14 protein-coding genes are annotated in these 15,107 nt (G+C 72.9%); 9 read left to right on the top strand and 5 right to left on the bottom strand.

All coding sequences use genetic code 11. The annotated features are described in order from the left end of the window. Positions 1-20: 20 nt before the first annotated feature. The 5 genes from NMN56_RS12795 to NMN56_RS12815 all read right to left on the bottom strand — a co-directional run bounded on the left by NMN56_RS12795 (position 21) and on the right by NMN56_RS12815 (position 5,254). On the bottom strand, positions 21-953 hold the full coding sequence (locus NMN56_RS12795) for an ATP-binding cassette domain-containing protein (protein WP_274040170.1): 933 nt from the start codon (positions 951-953) through the stop codon (positions 21-23). Continuing rightward, on the bottom strand, positions 950-2,041 hold the full coding sequence (locus tag NMN56_RS12800; protein ID WP_430542552.1) for an ABC transporter permease: 1,092 nt from the start codon (positions 2,039-2,041) through the stop codon (positions 950-952). The genes NMN56_RS12795 and NMN56_RS12800 overlap by 4 nt, the downstream gene beginning before the upstream one ends. Then, the gene (locus tag NMN56_RS12805) at positions 2,038-3,024 is read right to left on the bottom strand and encodes a sugar ABC transporter substrate-binding protein (RefSeq protein WP_274040530.1); all 987 of its coding nucleotides are present in this window, start codon (positions 3,022-3,024) and stop codon (positions 2,038-2,040) included. Before NMN56_RS12805 ends, NMN56_RS12800 begins: the two co-directional genes overlap by 4 nt. A gap of 171 nt (positions 3,025-3,195) precedes the next feature. Continuing rightward, entirely contained in the window at positions 3,196-4,242 is a 1,047-nt protein-coding gene (locus NMN56_RS12810; protein ID WP_274040531.1) for a sugar ABC transporter substrate-binding protein, read from the bottom strand. Between the two features lie 85 nt (positions 4,243-4,327). Further along, positions 4,328-5,254, bottom strand: coding sequence for a polysaccharide pyruvyl transferase family protein (locus NMN56_RS12815; RefSeq protein WP_274040532.1), 927 nt, complete (start codon positions 5,252-5,254; stop codon positions 4,328-4,330). A 135-nt stretch (positions 5,255-5,389) separates the two neighbouring features. Between NMN56_RS12815 and NMN56_RS12820 the strand changes: the two genes are divergently transcribed. The 9 genes from NMN56_RS12820 to NMN56_RS12860 all read left to right on the top strand — a co-directional run bounded on the left by NMN56_RS12820 (position 5,390) and on the right by NMN56_RS12860 (position 15,104). Then, the gene (locus tag NMN56_RS12820; RefSeq protein ID WP_274040171.1) at positions 5,390-6,364 is read left to right on the top strand and encodes an NAD-dependent epimerase/dehydratase family protein; all 975 of its coding nucleotides are present in this window, start codon (positions 5,390-5,392) and stop codon (positions 6,362-6,364) included. Between the two features lie 93 nt (positions 6,365-6,457). Continuing rightward, positions 6,458-8,092, top strand: coding sequence for a carbamoyltransferase family protein (locus NMN56_RS12825; protein ID WP_274040172.1), 1,635 nt, complete (start codon positions 6,458-6,460; stop codon positions 8,090-8,092). Next, the gene (locus NMN56_RS12830) at positions 8,089-9,126 is read left to right on the top strand and encodes a glycosyltransferase family 2 protein (protein WP_274040173.1); all 1,038 of its coding nucleotides are present in this window, start codon (positions 8,089-8,091) and stop codon (positions 9,124-9,126) included. Before NMN56_RS12825 ends, NMN56_RS12830 begins: the two co-directional genes overlap by 4 nt. Further along, positions 9,123-9,644, top strand: a complete 522-nt coding sequence (locus NMN56_RS12835; RefSeq protein WP_274040174.1) for an HAD-IIIA family hydrolase — start codon at positions 9,123-9,125, stop codon at positions 9,642-9,644. Before NMN56_RS12830 ends, NMN56_RS12835 begins: the two co-directional genes overlap by 4 nt. Next, entirely contained in the window at positions 9,641-10,636 is a 996-nt protein-coding gene (locus tag NMN56_RS12840) for a glycosyltransferase family 9 protein (RefSeq protein ID WP_274040175.1), read from the top strand. Before NMN56_RS12835 ends, NMN56_RS12840 begins: the two co-directional genes overlap by 4 nt. Beyond that, the gene (locus NMN56_RS12845; protein WP_274040176.1) at positions 10,633-11,634 is read left to right on the top strand and encodes a glycosyltransferase; all 1,002 of its coding nucleotides are present in this window, start codon (positions 10,633-10,635) and stop codon (positions 11,632-11,634) included. Before NMN56_RS12840 ends, NMN56_RS12845 begins: the two co-directional genes overlap by 4 nt. After that, complete coding sequence (locus NMN56_RS12850) at positions 11,631-12,914, top strand: glycosyltransferase (protein ID WP_274040177.1); 1,284 nt, start codon at positions 11,631-11,633, stop codon at positions 12,912-12,914. The genes NMN56_RS12845 and NMN56_RS12850 overlap by 4 nt, the downstream gene beginning before the upstream one ends. Next, positions 12,914-13,573, top strand: coding sequence for a D-sedoheptulose-7-phosphate isomerase (locus NMN56_RS12855; protein ID WP_274040178.1), 660 nt, complete (start codon positions 12,914-12,916; stop codon positions 13,571-13,573). Before NMN56_RS12850 ends, NMN56_RS12855 begins: the two co-directional genes overlap by 1 nt. Next, positions 13,512-15,104 (top strand): PfkB family carbohydrate kinase, encoded by a 1,593-nt coding sequence (locus NMN56_RS12860; RefSeq protein WP_274040179.1) that lies wholly within the window; start codon positions 13,512-13,514, stop codon positions 15,102-15,104. Before NMN56_RS12855 ends, NMN56_RS12860 begins: the two co-directional genes overlap by 62 nt. Positions 15,105-15,107 lie beyond the last annotated feature (3 nt).

Raw genomic sequence — 15,107 nt, forward strand, 5'->3', positions numbered from 1 at the left:
CCGACGGGCTTGTTCCCGGGTCACCGTTCCAGTTCGTGGCTCAGTTCTTCCAGCTCCGAGCCGCCTGCCATCTGGCGGACCAGTTCCTCAAGCTCCAGGCCCTCCTTCTCGTAGGAGGCGGCCATGGCGCCGCGCTTGAGGAGGACGAAGCGGTCTCCGACCAGGTACGCGTGGTGAGGGTTGTGGGTGATGAGGACGACACCGAGTCCTGCGTCCCGCGCGGCGGCCACGTACTTGAGCACGACGCCTGACTGCTTGACGCCCAGTGCCGCCGTCGGCTCGTCCAGTACGAGGACCTTCGCACCGAAGTGGATCGCCCGCGCGATGGCGACGGACTGCCGCTCTCCGCCGGAGAGCGTGCCGATCGGCTGGTCGACGTCGCGCAGGTCGATGCCCATGCGCAGCAGCTCGCGGTGCGTGGTGCGGCGCATCTGCTGGACGTCGAGGCGCTTGAGGGGACCGCGCCCGACGGAGGGCTCGGAGCCGAGGAAGAAGTTGCGCCAGACGGGCATGAGGGGCACCACGGCGAGGTCCTGGTAGACCGTGGCGATGCCCCGGTCGAGGGCCTCGCGCGGGGAGCCGAGGCGCGTTTCCTCGCCCTGGATACGGAAGGAACCCGCGTCGTGCTGGTGCAGGCCCGAGATGATCTTGATGAGGGTGGACTTGCCGGCGCCGTTGTCGCCGAGCACGCAGGTGATCTCCCCCGGGTGCACCTGGAGGGACACCTCTTCGAGGGCACGGATGTTGCCGTAGAACTTGCTGACGTCGCTCAGCGAGACCAGCGGCTCGCTGTCCTTGGGCTCGCCGTCCCTCGGCTCGCCGTCCCCGGGCTCTGTCGCGGTCGGTCCGGTCGCGGTCGGTCCCGTCTCGTCCGGCCCCGTCTCGACCGGGCCTTTCGCGTTCGGCCCTTTCGCGTCGGGTCCGCTCTCGTTCGCTTCGGTCTCGTTCGTCATCGGGTCGCCTCCGCCCGCTTACGGATCCACGCGTTGAGCAGGGTCGCGAGCAGCAGCATCGCGCCCAGGAAGAACTTGAACCAGTCCGGGTTCCACTGCGCGTAGACGATGCCCTTGTTGCTCATGCCGAAGATGAAGGCGCCGACGGCCGCGCCGATCGCCGAGCCGTAGCCGCCGGTGAGCAGACAGCCGCCGATGACGGCGGCTGCGATGTAGATCAGCTCGTTGCCCACGCCCTCGCCCGACTGGACGACGTCGTAGTTGAACAGCAGATGCTGGCCCGAGATCCAGGCGGCGAAGGCCACGCCCATGTAGAGGCCGATCTTCGTACGGGCCACGGGGACGCCGACAGCGCGGGCCGCGTCGACGCCGCCGCCGACGGCGAAGATCCAGTTCCCCGCACGGGTGCGCAGCAGTATCCAGGTCGCCAGGGCGATCAGCACCAGCCACCACACGACGGTGATCTGGATGTCCACGCTGCCCAGCGTGAGCGTGGAGGCGAAGACCTCGCGGGCCGAGGAGAAGCCCTCCATGTCGCTGATGCTCTTGGTGGAGACGGTGCCGCTGATCAGCTTGGTGACGCCGAGGTTGAGGCCCGTGAGCATCAGGAAGGTGCCGAGCGTGATGATGAAGCTCGGCAGCTTCGTCCTCGTCAGCATGAAGCCGTTGAAGAACCCGATCGCCAGCGTGACCAGCAGCGACACCGCGACGCCGACCCAGATGTTGGCCGTCATCTGGTAGCTGAACATCGAGGAGACCAGCGCCGAGGACGTCACCATGACGCCGGTCGACAGGTCGAACTCGCCACCGATCATCAGCAGCGCCACCGGCACGGCCATGATCCCGATGGTGGACGAGAAGTAGAGCACCGTGGAGAGGCTGGAGGCGCGCAGGAAGCTGTCGGCGACCAGCGAGAAGAATACGAACAGCGCGATCGCGCCCACCACGGCGCCCAGCTCGGGCCGCCGCATCAGACGCGCGGGCAGCGAGCGCTGCACCAGCCTCTCGTCGGTCTTCTCCGGTGGGAGCCCGGGCTCGCCAGGCCCCTCGGGGCCCTCCGGCTTCGCCGGTTCCTTCGTGACCGTCATCGGGTCCCCCGCTTCGTGAACGTCTCCAGCTTGCCCGCGTCCTTCTTGGTCAGGATCTGCGGCCCCGTGAGCACCGGCTTCCCGCCGCCGAGCATGTCGGCGTTGAAGCGGTGGAGCCAGAGCAGGTCGACCGACTCATAGCCCTGGAGGTACGGCTGCTGGTCGACGGCGAAGCCGATCGAACCGTCCTTGAGGCCGGCGGCCACCTTGGCGTTGAGGTCGAAGGTGTCGACCTCGGCATCGCTGCCCGCGTCCTTCTTCGCCTCGGCGGCCGTCGCGGCGAAGGGAGCGCCGAGCGTGACGACCGTGTCGACCTTCTTGTCGGACTGGAGCTTGGCCTCGACGGACGACTGCACGCCCGGCATGTTGGTGCCGTCCACGTACAGGTCCTCGACCTTGCCGTCGAAGGTCTTCTTGATGCCCTCGCAGCGCTCCTCGTGACCGACGTTGCCCTGCTCGTGCAGCAGGCAGATGGCCTTCTTACGACCCTTGTCGTTCAGCTCGCGGCCCACGGCCTCGCCCGCCATGACCTCGTCCTGGCCGATGTGGGTGAGCGCTCCGAAGTCGCGGGACTCGTCCTGGCCGGAGTTGATGGTGACGACGGGTATGCCGGCCTTGACGGCCTTCTTCACGACGTTCTTCATCGCGCTGGGCTTGGCCAGCGTGACGATCAGCCCGTCCACCTTCTTGTCGATCGCCGCCTGTACGAGCTGCGCCTGGCGGCCCGCCTCCTTGTCGTGCGAGTAGAGGAACTCGATGTTGTCCTTGGCCGCCGCCTGCTTGGCGCCGCTCTGCACGATGTCCCAGTAGGTGTCGCCGTCCCCGGAGTGGGTGACCATCGCGACCTTCCAGCGGGGCGTTGTCACATTCGCCTTGCCGGAGGCGGCCTGGTCGCGCGCCTCCTCGGCCCTCTTGCCTCCGGTACTGCTGCACCCGGCGAGGCCGGCCACCGCGGCGATCACCGCCGCCATCACGACCCCCATCGCACGCACGGACGGACGGGACCTCTGCACGCTGGCCACGGTGTTCTGCCCTCTCGGTACGGATACTGCTGCGGTCGATCGACCGGGAACCCCGGGAAACCGCCCAGGATCTTCGCACAAGTATCCGTCACGGTGGCCGGAAAGGGTGCGACGGGTCCCACCGGCACTCGCCTACCGGGTCCCGCGCTCGGTGTACTTCTCCAGCCTGGGCACATCACGGCGGGTGACGATCTCAGGTCCCGTGAGGACCGGCTTGCCGCCGCCGAGGCTGTTGAGGTTGTAGCGGTGCAGCCACAGCAGGTCGACGGCCTCGTAGCCCTGCATGTACGGCTGCTGGTCCACGGCGAAGCCGATCCGCTTGGCCTTCATCTCCTTGACGACCTGCGCGTTCAGGTCGAACGTCACGACCTCGGCCGCGCTGCCCGCCTTCTCCTTGGCCTTCGCCGAGGTCGCGGCGAAGGGGGCGCCCAGCGTGACGACGGTGTCGACATCCTTGTCCGACTGGAGCTTGGCCTCGACGGACGACTGCACGCCCGGCATGTTGGTGCCGTCCACGTTCAGCGTCTCCAGCGTGCCCTTGAACGTCTTCTTCGCGCCCGCGCACCGCTCCTCCAGGGAGACGTTGCCCTGCTCGTGGATGACGCACAGCGCCTTACCCTCGGTGGCCTCGGTGGCCTCGGTGCCCTTGGCGGCCTCGGCACGCGCGTTCAGCTCCTCGCCCACCGCCTCGCCCGCGACCGTCTCGTCCTGGCCGATGTGGGCCAGCGCGCCGAGTTCCGCGCTGTGCTCGGCCCCGGAGTTGATGGTGATCACGGGGATGCCGCGCCGTACCGCCTTGCCGATCACGGCCTTGAGCGCGTCGGGCTTGGCGAGCGTGACGATCAGCCCGTCGACCTTCTTGTCGATCGCCGTCTGTACGAGCTGGGCCTGCTGGCCCGCGTCCTTGTGGTTCGCGTAGTCGAAGCGGACGTTGTCCTTGCGCGCGGCCTGTTTCGCCCCGCTCTGGACGATGTCCCAGAAGGTGTCGCCCTCGCCCGAGTGCGTCACCATCGCGATCGTGAGCCGGGGCGTACCGACGGACGTGCCGCCGCCCTGCGCTCCCCCGTCGTCACCCTCGTCGGCGGCGGACTTCTTGCCGCCCGAGCTGCTGCATCCCGCCGCCAGCAGCGCCACCGCCGCGAGGGTCACCGCTGTCGCGGTCGTACGTCTGTGCGCCATGGCCGAGTTGTAGCGGGGCCCCGTGACGCCGTCAATGCGCTGGACCTCACCGGCCACAGGCCCCGCTCCCCGGACACCGGATCCGTCAGGTGCCCTGTGCGGGGCGCCCGGCGCGGATTCCGGGTGCCCCGAGGGCCGCGAGCAGCTGGTCGGCGCTGTCGGTCATGCCGTCCCCCGCGAAGTCGGCCGACCGCCGCGCGGCCAGTTCGCGGCCCGGCCCCAGGCACCAGGCCCACCAGCGGTCCAGCGCCCCGGCTTCGAGCTGGCTCGCGCCCAGGACGGCGGGCCAGTCGCAGGCCAGCGCCTGCGCCGTGACCTTGGCGCCGCCGGCCACCGGGTCGACGGCCAGTGCCGGCACCCCGGCGCGGAGCGCCAGGACGAGGCCGTGCAGCCTGTCGGTGATCACCACATCGAGGCGGGCCAGTACGGCCTGGAGCTGGCCGGGGCGTGCGCACTGCCGCCAGTCCTCGCGGTCGAGCCGGGTCTCCAGGGGCACGGGCGCGCAGTCCTTGGTCCGCAGCCATCCGGTGAGCGCCTCGGCCACGTGCCCGTGCCGCCGTCTGTCCCCGTACTCGTGCTGGCCATGGGTGAGGATGACGCCGGTCACCGGCGCGCCGTCGGTGCCGGGGGCGCGGGCCGCGAGGTCGGGCGAGGGGCGGATGCCCGGTGCGTCCCTGGCCAGTACGGCGTGGAAGCCGGTCGCGGCCGGGTCGCCCGGGGCGACGACGGAGGTGCCGACGGCGATCCGTACACACGCGGCGTACCGCCGGTGCAGCTCCTCCAGCCCCGGGCCGTGCAGCGGGCCGCACACGAACACCACGTGGGTGTACGCGTCCGGGTCGGCGTCCTCCAGGCACAGCGCCCCGGGGCGGAAGCCGGGACTCCACGCGGTGTCGTAGGGAACCCCGCCTTGGTCGAGCACCTCCTGCACCCGGCGCAGGGCCAGCACGTCCCCAGCCGTCACCTCACCGTGCAGGAAGCTGAACCACCCGCTGAGCAGCACACGTCGCATGCGGTCGCAGTACCCCTCGATGCCCACGGGAATCGCTTCACACAACTCTTGTGACTAGAGCTCCGAAAAGGGGTACTCGTCGCATCTCAGGCGGGACATTTAGGTATTGGCGGGGCAAAAAGGGAGGACCATGGCATGAGGTGGCACAAGGCGATGGTGACCGGCGGAGCGGGCTTCCTGGGCTCCCATCTCTGCGAACGCCTGTTGGACGAGGGGACGCACGTCATATGCCTGGACGATCTGTCCACCGGCTCCCTCGCCAACGTGGCCCCTCTCCGGGAGCGCCCCGGCTTCCGGTTCGTGCGCGGCGATGTGACCTCAGCCGCCGATCTTGACCGGGCGGCTGAGGACGGCGGCACCCTGCCCGGGCCCTTCGACCTGGTCCTCCACTTCGCGTGCCCCGCGTCACCCGCCGACTACCTGCGGCTTCCGCTGGAGACGCTGGAGACCGGCAGCAGCGGAACCCGGAACGCCCTGCGGCTGGCCGACAGCAACGGCGCCCGCTTCGTACTGGCCTCCACCTCGGAGGTCTACGGCGACCCGCTGGAACACCCTCAGCGGGAGACGTACTGGGGCAACGTCAACCCCGTCGGACCCCGCAGTGTCTACGACGAGGCCAAGCGGTTCGCCGAGGCCATGGTCACCGCCTACCGCTCCGCCCACGGCACGAACGCCGCCATAGTGCGGCTGTTCAACACCTACGGGCCCCGTATGCGCCCCGAGGACGGCCGCGCCATTCCCACCTTCATCGGGCAGGCCCTCGCGGGTGAGCCGCTCACCGTGGCCGGGGACGGCACCCAGACCCGCTCCATCTGCTTCGTCGACGACACGGTCGAGGGGACGCTCCAGCTCGCCGCCTCCACGCTGCCTGGCCCCGTGAACATCGGCGGGGACGAGGAGACCACCGTGCTCGCGCTGGCCGAGCGCGTCGCCGAGCTGGCCGGCTCGACCTCGCCCGTCCGGTTCGTGGGGCGCCCCACCGACGACCCCGCGGTCCGCAGGCCCGACACCTCCCTGGCGCGCGAGCAGCTCGGCTGGGAGCCCGTCGTGGGAGAGAAGGAGGGGCTCGCGCGCACCATCGGCTGGTTCGCCGGCGCGCACCCGCGCTGACCGTCGCCACCCGGATGCGATGTCCGCCACGACCACCCAGCAGACGACGACCACCGCAGCGGGCCGCCCGGTCGGCCGCTCCCAGGAGGGAACATGCGCATACTCGGCATCAACGCTCTCTTCCACGACCCTGCCGCGGCGCTGGTGATCGACGGCACCACCGTGGCAGCGGCCGAAGAGGAACGGTTCAGCCGGCGTAAGCACGGCAAGCGTCCGCTGCCCTTCTCGGCGTGGGAACTGCCTGAACGGTCCGCCGCCTGGTGCCTGCGGCTCGCCGGGCTCACCCCCGCGGATCTCGACCTCGTCGCCTACTCCTACGACCCGTCCCTCGCCCTCCCCGCCTGGGAACTCGGCCTGGACGACCCCTGGGACCACCTGCGCCAGCAGTACGCGAGCGACGCACCCGATTTCCTGGCCGAGGCGCTCCCCGGGCTCGACCCCGACCGGGTGCGGTTCGTGCCGCACCACGCGGCCCACGCCGCCTCGGCGGCGCTCGCCTCCCCGCACCAGGACAGCGATGTGCTGGTCTGCGACGGCCGTGGCGAAGCCTCCTCGCACCTGTCGGGACGCTACGAGGACGGCGAGCTGGAGGTCTTCGGCACCCAGCGGCTGCCCGACTCGCTCGGCCTGCTGTACGAGGAGCTGACCGAGCATCTGGGCTTCCTGCGCAGCAGCGACGAGTACAAGGTCATGGCCCTCGCCTCCTACGGCACGCCCCGCTTCCGTGCGGCACTGGCCGAGCGGGTGCACGCGCTGCCCGACGGCGGCTTCCGGGCCCACGGGGTCGACTTCGCCGACCACGCGCCCGCGCGGCGCCCCGACGAGCCGTGGACGGAAGAGCACGCCGACCTGGCGGCGAGCACGCAGGCGGTCGTGGAGGACGTGCTGCTGGGCCTCGCCCGCTCCCTGCACGCGCGTACCGGCGGCGAGCACCTCACGATGGCGGGCGGCGTCGCCCTCAACTGCGTCGCCAACTCCCGGATCGCGGCGGAGGGCCCGTACGAACGGGTATGGGTGCAGCCCGCCTCCGGAGACGCGGGCACGGCGCTGGGCGCCGCGCTGCACGTGGCGGCGCAGAAGGAACCTGTGGCCTCCATGCCGGGCGCCGACCTGGGCAGGGGCTGGACCGACGGCGAGGTCAGGGACCTGCTGGAGCAGGCGGCCGTCTCCTACGAAGAGCCGGGCGACATCGCCGAGGCCGTGGCCGAGGAGCTGACACGCGACGGGGTCGTCGCACTCTTCCAGGGCCGCAGCGAGTTCGGCCCCCGCGCGCTGGGGCGCCGCTCGCTGCTGGCGCACCCCGGCCACCAGGCGAACCTGGACCGGCTCAACGCGGTCAAGGGCCGCGAGGAGTTCCGGCCCGTCGCTCCCATGGTGGCCGCGCACCGGGCGCACGAGATCTTCCACGGCCAACTGCCCAGCCCGTACATGCTCTTCGTCCATGACGTCGCAGCCGAGTGGCGCGAGCGCATTCCCGCCGTCGTGCACACCGACGGCACCGCACGTATCCAGACCGTGGACCCGGAGACGGAGCCCCTGATGAGCCGCGTACTGGCCGCCTTCGAACGGCGTACGGGGCTCCCTGTCGTGGTCAACACCAGCTTCAACACGGCGGGCAGGCCCATGGCCGACACCCCGCGCGACGCGCTGGAGTGCTTCGGCTCGGCGCCCGTCGACATGCTGGCCATCGGCCCCTACGCCGTCCGCAGGCCGGGGCTGTTCGCATGACGGGCACCGAGGACCAGGACCAGGAGATGGGGCCCGACTTCGCCGTCGTGGTACCGACGCTCGGGCGGCCGAGCCTCACCGACTGCCTCGGCGCGCTCGGCGCCGCCTATGGGCCGCCGCCGAGCGAGATCGTGCTCGTCGACGACCGGCCGGGAACGAGCGGGGCTGCCAACTCGCTGGAGGGCCACGCCCTCGCACCGCTCAGCGCCCTGCGCCCCCGCGCCCGCGTGCTGCGCGGAGGGGGCCGCGGCCCGGCCGCCGCCCGCAACGTGGGGCTGAGCGCCGTCTCGGCGCCCTGGGTCGTCTTCGTGGACGACGACGTCACCGTGGGGCCGCACTGGTACGAGCAGCTCGCCGAGGACCTCGCCTCGGCCGGCCCGGAGGTCGCCGGGGTGCAGGGCGTGCTGTACGTACCCCTGCCCGAGGACCGCAGGCCGACCGACAGGGAGCGCAACACGGCGCACCTCGCGCACTCGCTGTGGATCACAGCGGACATGGCCTACCGCGCCGGGGCGCTGGCCGCTGTCGGCGGGTTCGACCCGCGCTTCCCGCGTGCCTTCAGGGAGGACAGCGACCTGGCGCTGCGCGTCGTCGAGGACGGCTGGCGCATCGTGCGCGGCACCCGGCTCGCGCACCATCCCGTGCCGGGACCCGACCGCTGGGCCTCCGTACGCGCCCAGCGGGGCAACGCCGACGACGCGCTCATGCGCAGGCTGCACGGGGCCGGCTGGCGCAACCGCGCCGCGGCGCCCCGTGGGCGGCTGCGCCGCCATGCGGCCGTCACCGTTGCGGGCACGGTGGCGCTCGCGCTCGCGGCCACCGGGCGGCGCAAGGCGGCCCTGGCAGCGGGGGCCGCCTGGGCCGCTGGTACCGCCGAGTTCGCCCGGGACCGCATCGCGGCGGGGCCGCGCACCGGGGAAGAGGTCACGAGCATGGTGCTCACCAGCGTGCTCATCCCGCCCGCCGCCGTCTGGCACCGGACCGCGGGGTTCCTGCGGCACCGGAAGGCCCGTCCGAGGAGGGAGGACACATGAGCCCCCGGCACCCCGTGGCCGTGCTCTTCGACCGCGACGGCACCCTCGTCGAGGACGTGCCGTGCAACACCGACCCGGCGCTCGTGCGGCCGATGCCGACGGCGGCCGAGGCGGTGGCGCTGCTCCGCGCCCGTGGCGTTCCCACCGGCTGTGTCACCAACCAGCAGGCCGTGGGCCTGGGCGTGCTGACGGCCGAGGACGTACGGCGTATGAACACCCACGTGGACCGGCTCCTGGGCCTGAACGGGATCTGGTCCTTCTGCCCGCACCTGGCGGGGGACGGCTGCTCCTGCCGTAAACCGGCCCCTGGACTCGTCCTGGAGACCGCGCGACGCCTGGGCGTACGGCCCTCCGACTGCGTCGTCATCGGCGACATCGGCGCCGACATGGACGCAGCGCGGGCCGCCGGAGCGCGCGGTGTCCTGGTGCCGACGCCGCTGACCGAGGAGAGCGAGGTCAAGAACGCCCCCGAGACCGCGCCCGACCTGCTGACCGCCGTACGCCGGAGCCTGTCGTGAGCGCGCTCGTGGCCCGCCTGGACAGCTTCGGCGACGTGCTGCTCGCCGGGCCCGCCGTACGCGCCGTCGCCGCGCGGCACGGACCCGTCGTCCTGCTGTGCGGACCGCGCGGGGAGCCGGCGGCGCGCATGCTGCCCGGCGTGGGGCATGTGCTGGTGTGGGACGCGCCCTGGGCCGGGCCCGGCGGGCCGCGTACGGAGCGCGCCGGCATCGAGGAGATCGTGGCCCGGATCGCGGCGCTGGAGGTGCGGTCGGGGCTCGTGCTCACCTCGTACCACCAGAGCCCGCTGCCCACGGCGCTGGTGCTGAGGATGGCGGGCGTACGGCAACTGGCGGCAGACAGCGAGGACTTCCCCGGCACGCTGCTGGACGTGCGGCACCACAGGGCGCCCTCGGCACACGAGGTGGAGGCCGCGCTCGCTGTCGCCGAGGCCGCTGGATGCCCCCTTCCCGCGGGGGACGACGGGCGCCCGCGGGTGCTGCCGCCGCCCGACGCGCGGGAGCTGACGGGGTCTGGGCCCTATGTGGTGCTGCACCCGGGGGCCAGCGTGCCGGCCCGCAGGTGGAGCGCCGCACGGTGCGTGGAGGCCGTGCGCCTGATGACGGCGGCAGGACACCGGGTGGTGGTGACGGGCGGTGCGGGCGAGCGTGCCCGCACGGCCGAGGTGGCGGGTGACAGCGCGCTCGACCTCGGCGGCAGGACGGGGCCGGCCGAGCTGGCCGGTGTGCTCGCCGGGGCCGGGGCCGTCGTGACCGGCAACACCGGGCCGGCCCATCTGGCCGCCGCCGTCGGCACGCCCGTCGTCTCGCTGTTCTCGCCCGTGGTCAGTGCCGAGCGGTGGGCGCCCTACGGCGTCCCGCACGTACTCCTCGGCGACCAGCGCGCCCCCTGCGCCGACACCCGTGCCCGCGAGTGCCCCGTACGGGGGCACCCCTGCCTGGAGAGCGTGACAGCCGAAGACGTGTACCGCGCCGTGGAGAAGCTGCTATGAGAATTCTGCTCTGGCATGTGCATGGCTCATGGGCGACGGCTTTCGTCGCCGGAGCCCACACCTACCTCGTACCGGTCACCGAGGACCGCGGCCCCTACGGCCTCGGCCGCGCGGCGACCTGGGACTGGCCGCCGTCCGTCCACGAGGTCACCCCGGAGCAACTGCGGTCGGCCGACGTGGACCTGGTGGTGCTCCAGCGTCCCGAGGAGGAGGAACTGGCGGCACGCTGGCTCGGCCGCCGCCCCGGCCGCGACGTACCGGCCGTCTACGTCGAGCACAACGCGCCCCACCGCGGCCCTGCCCCCTCGGCCCCCGCTCCCGCTGACGCGCCCGGAGTCCCGGACACCCGGCACCCGATGTACGACAGGTCGGACCTGACCCTCGTCCACGTCACCCACTTCAACAAGCTGTTCTGGGACTGCGGCAGCACGCCCACCACGGTCGTCGAACACGGCATCCCCGACCCGGGACCGCTGTGGACCGGCACGGTCCCCCGGGCCGCCGTCGTCGTCAACGACCCGCTGCGGCGCGGCCGTACGACCGGCACCGACCTGCTGCCGGCGCTGGCCGAAGCGGCGCCGCTCGACGTGTTCGGGATGCGGACCGAGGGGCTGGCAGCCGGCGTCGGGCTGCCGGAGGAACGCTGCAGGACCTACGACCTGCCCCAGGGCGAGCTGCACTCCCAGCTCGCCAGCCGCGGCGTGTACGTCCACCCGGTGCGCTGGACCTCGCTCGGCCTCTCGCTGCTGGAAGCGATGCACCTGGGGATGCCGGTGGTGGCCCTGGCCACCACCGAGGTGACCGAGGCCGTGCCGCCCGAGGCCGGTGTCGTCACCAACCGGATCGACGAACTGGCCCACGGCGTACGCAGGTTCCTCGCCGACCCCGAGGAAGCCGCCAGGGCCGGGCAGGCGGCACGCACGGCCGCGCTCGGCCGCTACTCCCTCTCCCGGTTCCAGGCGGACTGGGACCGACTGCTGAAGGAGCTGACCCGATGAAGATCGCCATGGTCTCGGAACACGCCAGCCCGCTCGCCGCACTCGGGGAGCCCGACGCCGGCGGCCAGAACGTCTATGTCAAACGCCTGTCGGAGACCCTGGCGGCACGCGGGCACGAGATCACCGTCCACACCCGCAGGGACTCGCCGCATCTGCCGGAACGGGCCCCGCTGGCCGACGGCGCCACGGTCGCACACGTGACCGCGGGACCGGCGCGTCCCATACCCAAGGACGAACTCCTGGGCCACATGAAGGAGTTCAGCCAGCAGCTGGCACGCGCCTGGCACGAGGACCCGCCCGACGTGGTGCACGCCCACTTCTGGATGTCCGGCATGGCCGCGCTCCCGGCCACGCACGGAACCGGCATCCCGCTCGTCCAGACCTTTCACGCGCTCGGCAGCGTCAAGCGCAGGGAACAGGGCGCCGGGGACTCCAGCCCGGACGAACGCGTCCGCGTCGAGAGCCACCTCGGACGTGCGGCGAGCGACATCGTGGCGACCTGCTCCGACGAGGAGACGGAGCTGGTCCGGATGGGCGTGCCCCGCTCGCAGGTCACCGTCGTCCCCTGCGGCGTCGACGCGCACCGCTTCCGCCCCGGCGTGACCGACACCCCGGGCCGCGTCCCTCCGCTGCGCGCCCGCCACCGGCTGCTGGCCGTCGGCAGGCTGGTGCCCCGCAAGGGCTTCGACCAGGCCGTCCGCGCGATGGCCGTGCTCCCCAGCGCCGAACTGCTCATCGTGGGCGGCCCCCCGGCAGCGCGCCTCGACGACGACGCCGAGGCACGGCGGCTGCGGGAGCTGGCCAAGGAGTACGGGGTCGAGGACCGCGTGCGCCTGCTGGGCGGCCTGCCGCACGAGGAGCTGCCCGCGCTGCTGCAGAGCGCCGACCTCGTGCTGTGCACCGCGTGGTACGAACCGTTCGGCATCGTGCCCGTCGAGGCCATGGCCTGCGGCGTGCCGGTGGTCGCCACCCGCGTCGGCGGCTACCTCGACACCGTTCAGGACCAGCAGACCGGCATACACCTGCCCTCGCACGGCCCGTTCGCGCTCGGCACCACCGTGCGGCGGCTGCTCGCCCAGCCGGGACTGCGGCGCGAGCTGGGTGCGGCCGGCAGGGCCCGCGTACTGGAGAGGTACACGTGGGACCGCGTCGCCGACGGCGTCGAAGAGGTCTACGTCAAGGCGGTGGCGCGGGCCGGCACCGGCACCCCCCGTCTCCAGCCGCTCGGGCCGCCGCCCGGGATCCGGCCCGTTTCCCGACCCGTCACCGGAGCCGCCTGATGACCACCACGTCCTCCACCCCCAGGGTCCGCAGCACCCACTGCGACGAACTCGCCCGGGTGCTCCCGTCCTTCCGTGCCTCCTCAGCCGTCGGCGACCGCTGGGGCAGGCGCCTCGCCCGGATACTCGGCGGCGGCGGGCGGCTGCTCGTCGCCGGCAACGGGGGCAGCGCGGCGCAGGCCCAGCACCTGACCGCCGAACTCGTCGGCCGCTACCGCGACGACCGCCCCGCCTTCTCAGCCCTCGCGCTGCACGCCGACACTTCCAGCACCACGGCCATCGCCAACGACTACGGCGTCGACGCCGTCTTCGCCCGCCAGGTCAGCGCACACGGCACCCGGGGCGACGTGCTGATGCTCCTGTCCACCAGCGGCGCCAGCGCCAACCTGCTGTCCGCCGCCGACGCGGCACACCGCTCGGGACTGACCGTATGGGCGCTGACCGGGCCCTCGCCCAATCCCCTCGCCGCCGGGAGCGACGAGGCATGGTGCGTGAACGCCGGCTCCACCGCCACCGTCCAGGAACTCCACCTCGTCGCCGTCCACACCATCTGCACGGCCTTCGACGCCGCCCTGCCCACCCTGGAGAACGGCCGCCATGACTCAACGCCCCTCACCGGACCAGCCGGACGGACACACCAGGCCGTCCCTGACCCGTGACAGGACCGGCACGCTTGACCGGCGTGCCCCGCTCGTCGTCGTCGGTGACGCGCTGCTGGACCACGATGTGACAGGCAGCGCACACCGCCTCGCACCCGACGCGCCCGTGCCCGTCGTGGAACCCACGGCCGAGACCGCACGCCCTGGCGGCGCCGCGCTCGCCGCCTGGCTCGCGGCCGGTGACGGGCGCGAGGTCACCCTCGTGACGGCGCTGGGCGACGACCCCGCGAGCCACACGCTGCGCGAACTGCTCGACGGGTACGTACGGATCGAGGCGCTGCCGCTCTCGGGCGGGCTGTCGGAGAAGACCCGGGTGCTCGCTGGCGGACACCCCCTCCTCCGGCTCGACCGGGGCACGGGCCGCGCCTCGGCCGCCACATCGGCGGCCGAGGAGGCGATCAGGACCGCCGGCGCGCTCCTCGTCGCCGACTACGGCAGGGGAACAGCCGACGTGCTGCGTCCCGTGCTCAGCGCCGTGGCAGCACACACCCCCACCGTCTGGGACCCGCACCCGCGCGGCGGCGCCCCCGTGCCGGGAACCCGGCTGGCCACCCCGGCACGCGCCGAGGCCCGCGAGTTCGCCGCGGCGCTGCGCTCCTCCGGCGACGGCGCCGGGCACACCTCCGCCTGCGCCCCTCCCGACCACCACGCCGCGCAGACCGAAGAGGACCCGCTCGACGCCGCACGCTGGGCCGCCGCGCTCGTCGAAGGCTGGCGGGTCGGCTCGGTCGCCGTCACCCTCGGCGCCCAGGGAGCGCTGCTGTCACAGGGCGGCCTCCCGCTGCTGATCCCGGCGGCCTCCTGCCACCCGGGCGACACCTGCGGCGCGGGCGACCGCTTCGCCTCGGCCGCCGCAGGACTGCTCGCCGACGGCAAGCTGGCCGAGGAGGCGGCACGCAGGGCCGTCGAGGCAGCGGGCTCCTTCGTCGGCGCGGGCGGCGCAGCGGCTCTCGGGTTCCCCGGCCCCGCGAACCCCGGGACCGGAAGGCGCACCGGTGTCTCGGAACCGCCGCCGCCCCCCGTTCGCACGGGCCCGCGCGCCGGGCGGCGCACACCGACGGGGCCGGGCGCCGCACACCAACTCGCCCGCGCCACCCGGGAAGAGGGCGGCACCCTCGTCGCCACCGGAGGCTGCTTCGACCTGCTCCACGCTGGCCACGTCAGCCTGCTGGAGGCGGCGGCACGCATCGGCGACCGCCTGATCGTCTGCGTCAACTCGGACGCCTCCGTCCGCCGCCGCAAGAGCCAGGGCCGCCCCATCTCGCCGCTGACCGACCGGGTCAGGGTGCTCTCGGCCCTCGCGTGCGTCGACGCCGTCGCCGTCTTCGACGAGGACACGCCCGAACAGCTCCTCGCGCAGCTCAGGCCCCATGTCTGGGCCAAGGGCGGCGACTACGCGCACGAAGAGCTGCCCGAGGCCAGGCTGCTGCGGGACTGGGGCGGCCGGGTCGTTCTGCTCCCGTACCTCGACGGGCGCTCCAGCACGGGGCTCGCGCTGCGTGCCGCCGCTTCACACGGAGCCCTCGGGTGAGCG

The sequence above is a fragment of the Streptomyces iconiensis genome, from assembly GCF_028657195.3.
Taxonomy (GTDB): Bacteria; Actinomycetota; Actinomycetes; order Streptomycetales; family Streptomycetaceae; genus Streptomyces; species Streptomyces iconiensis.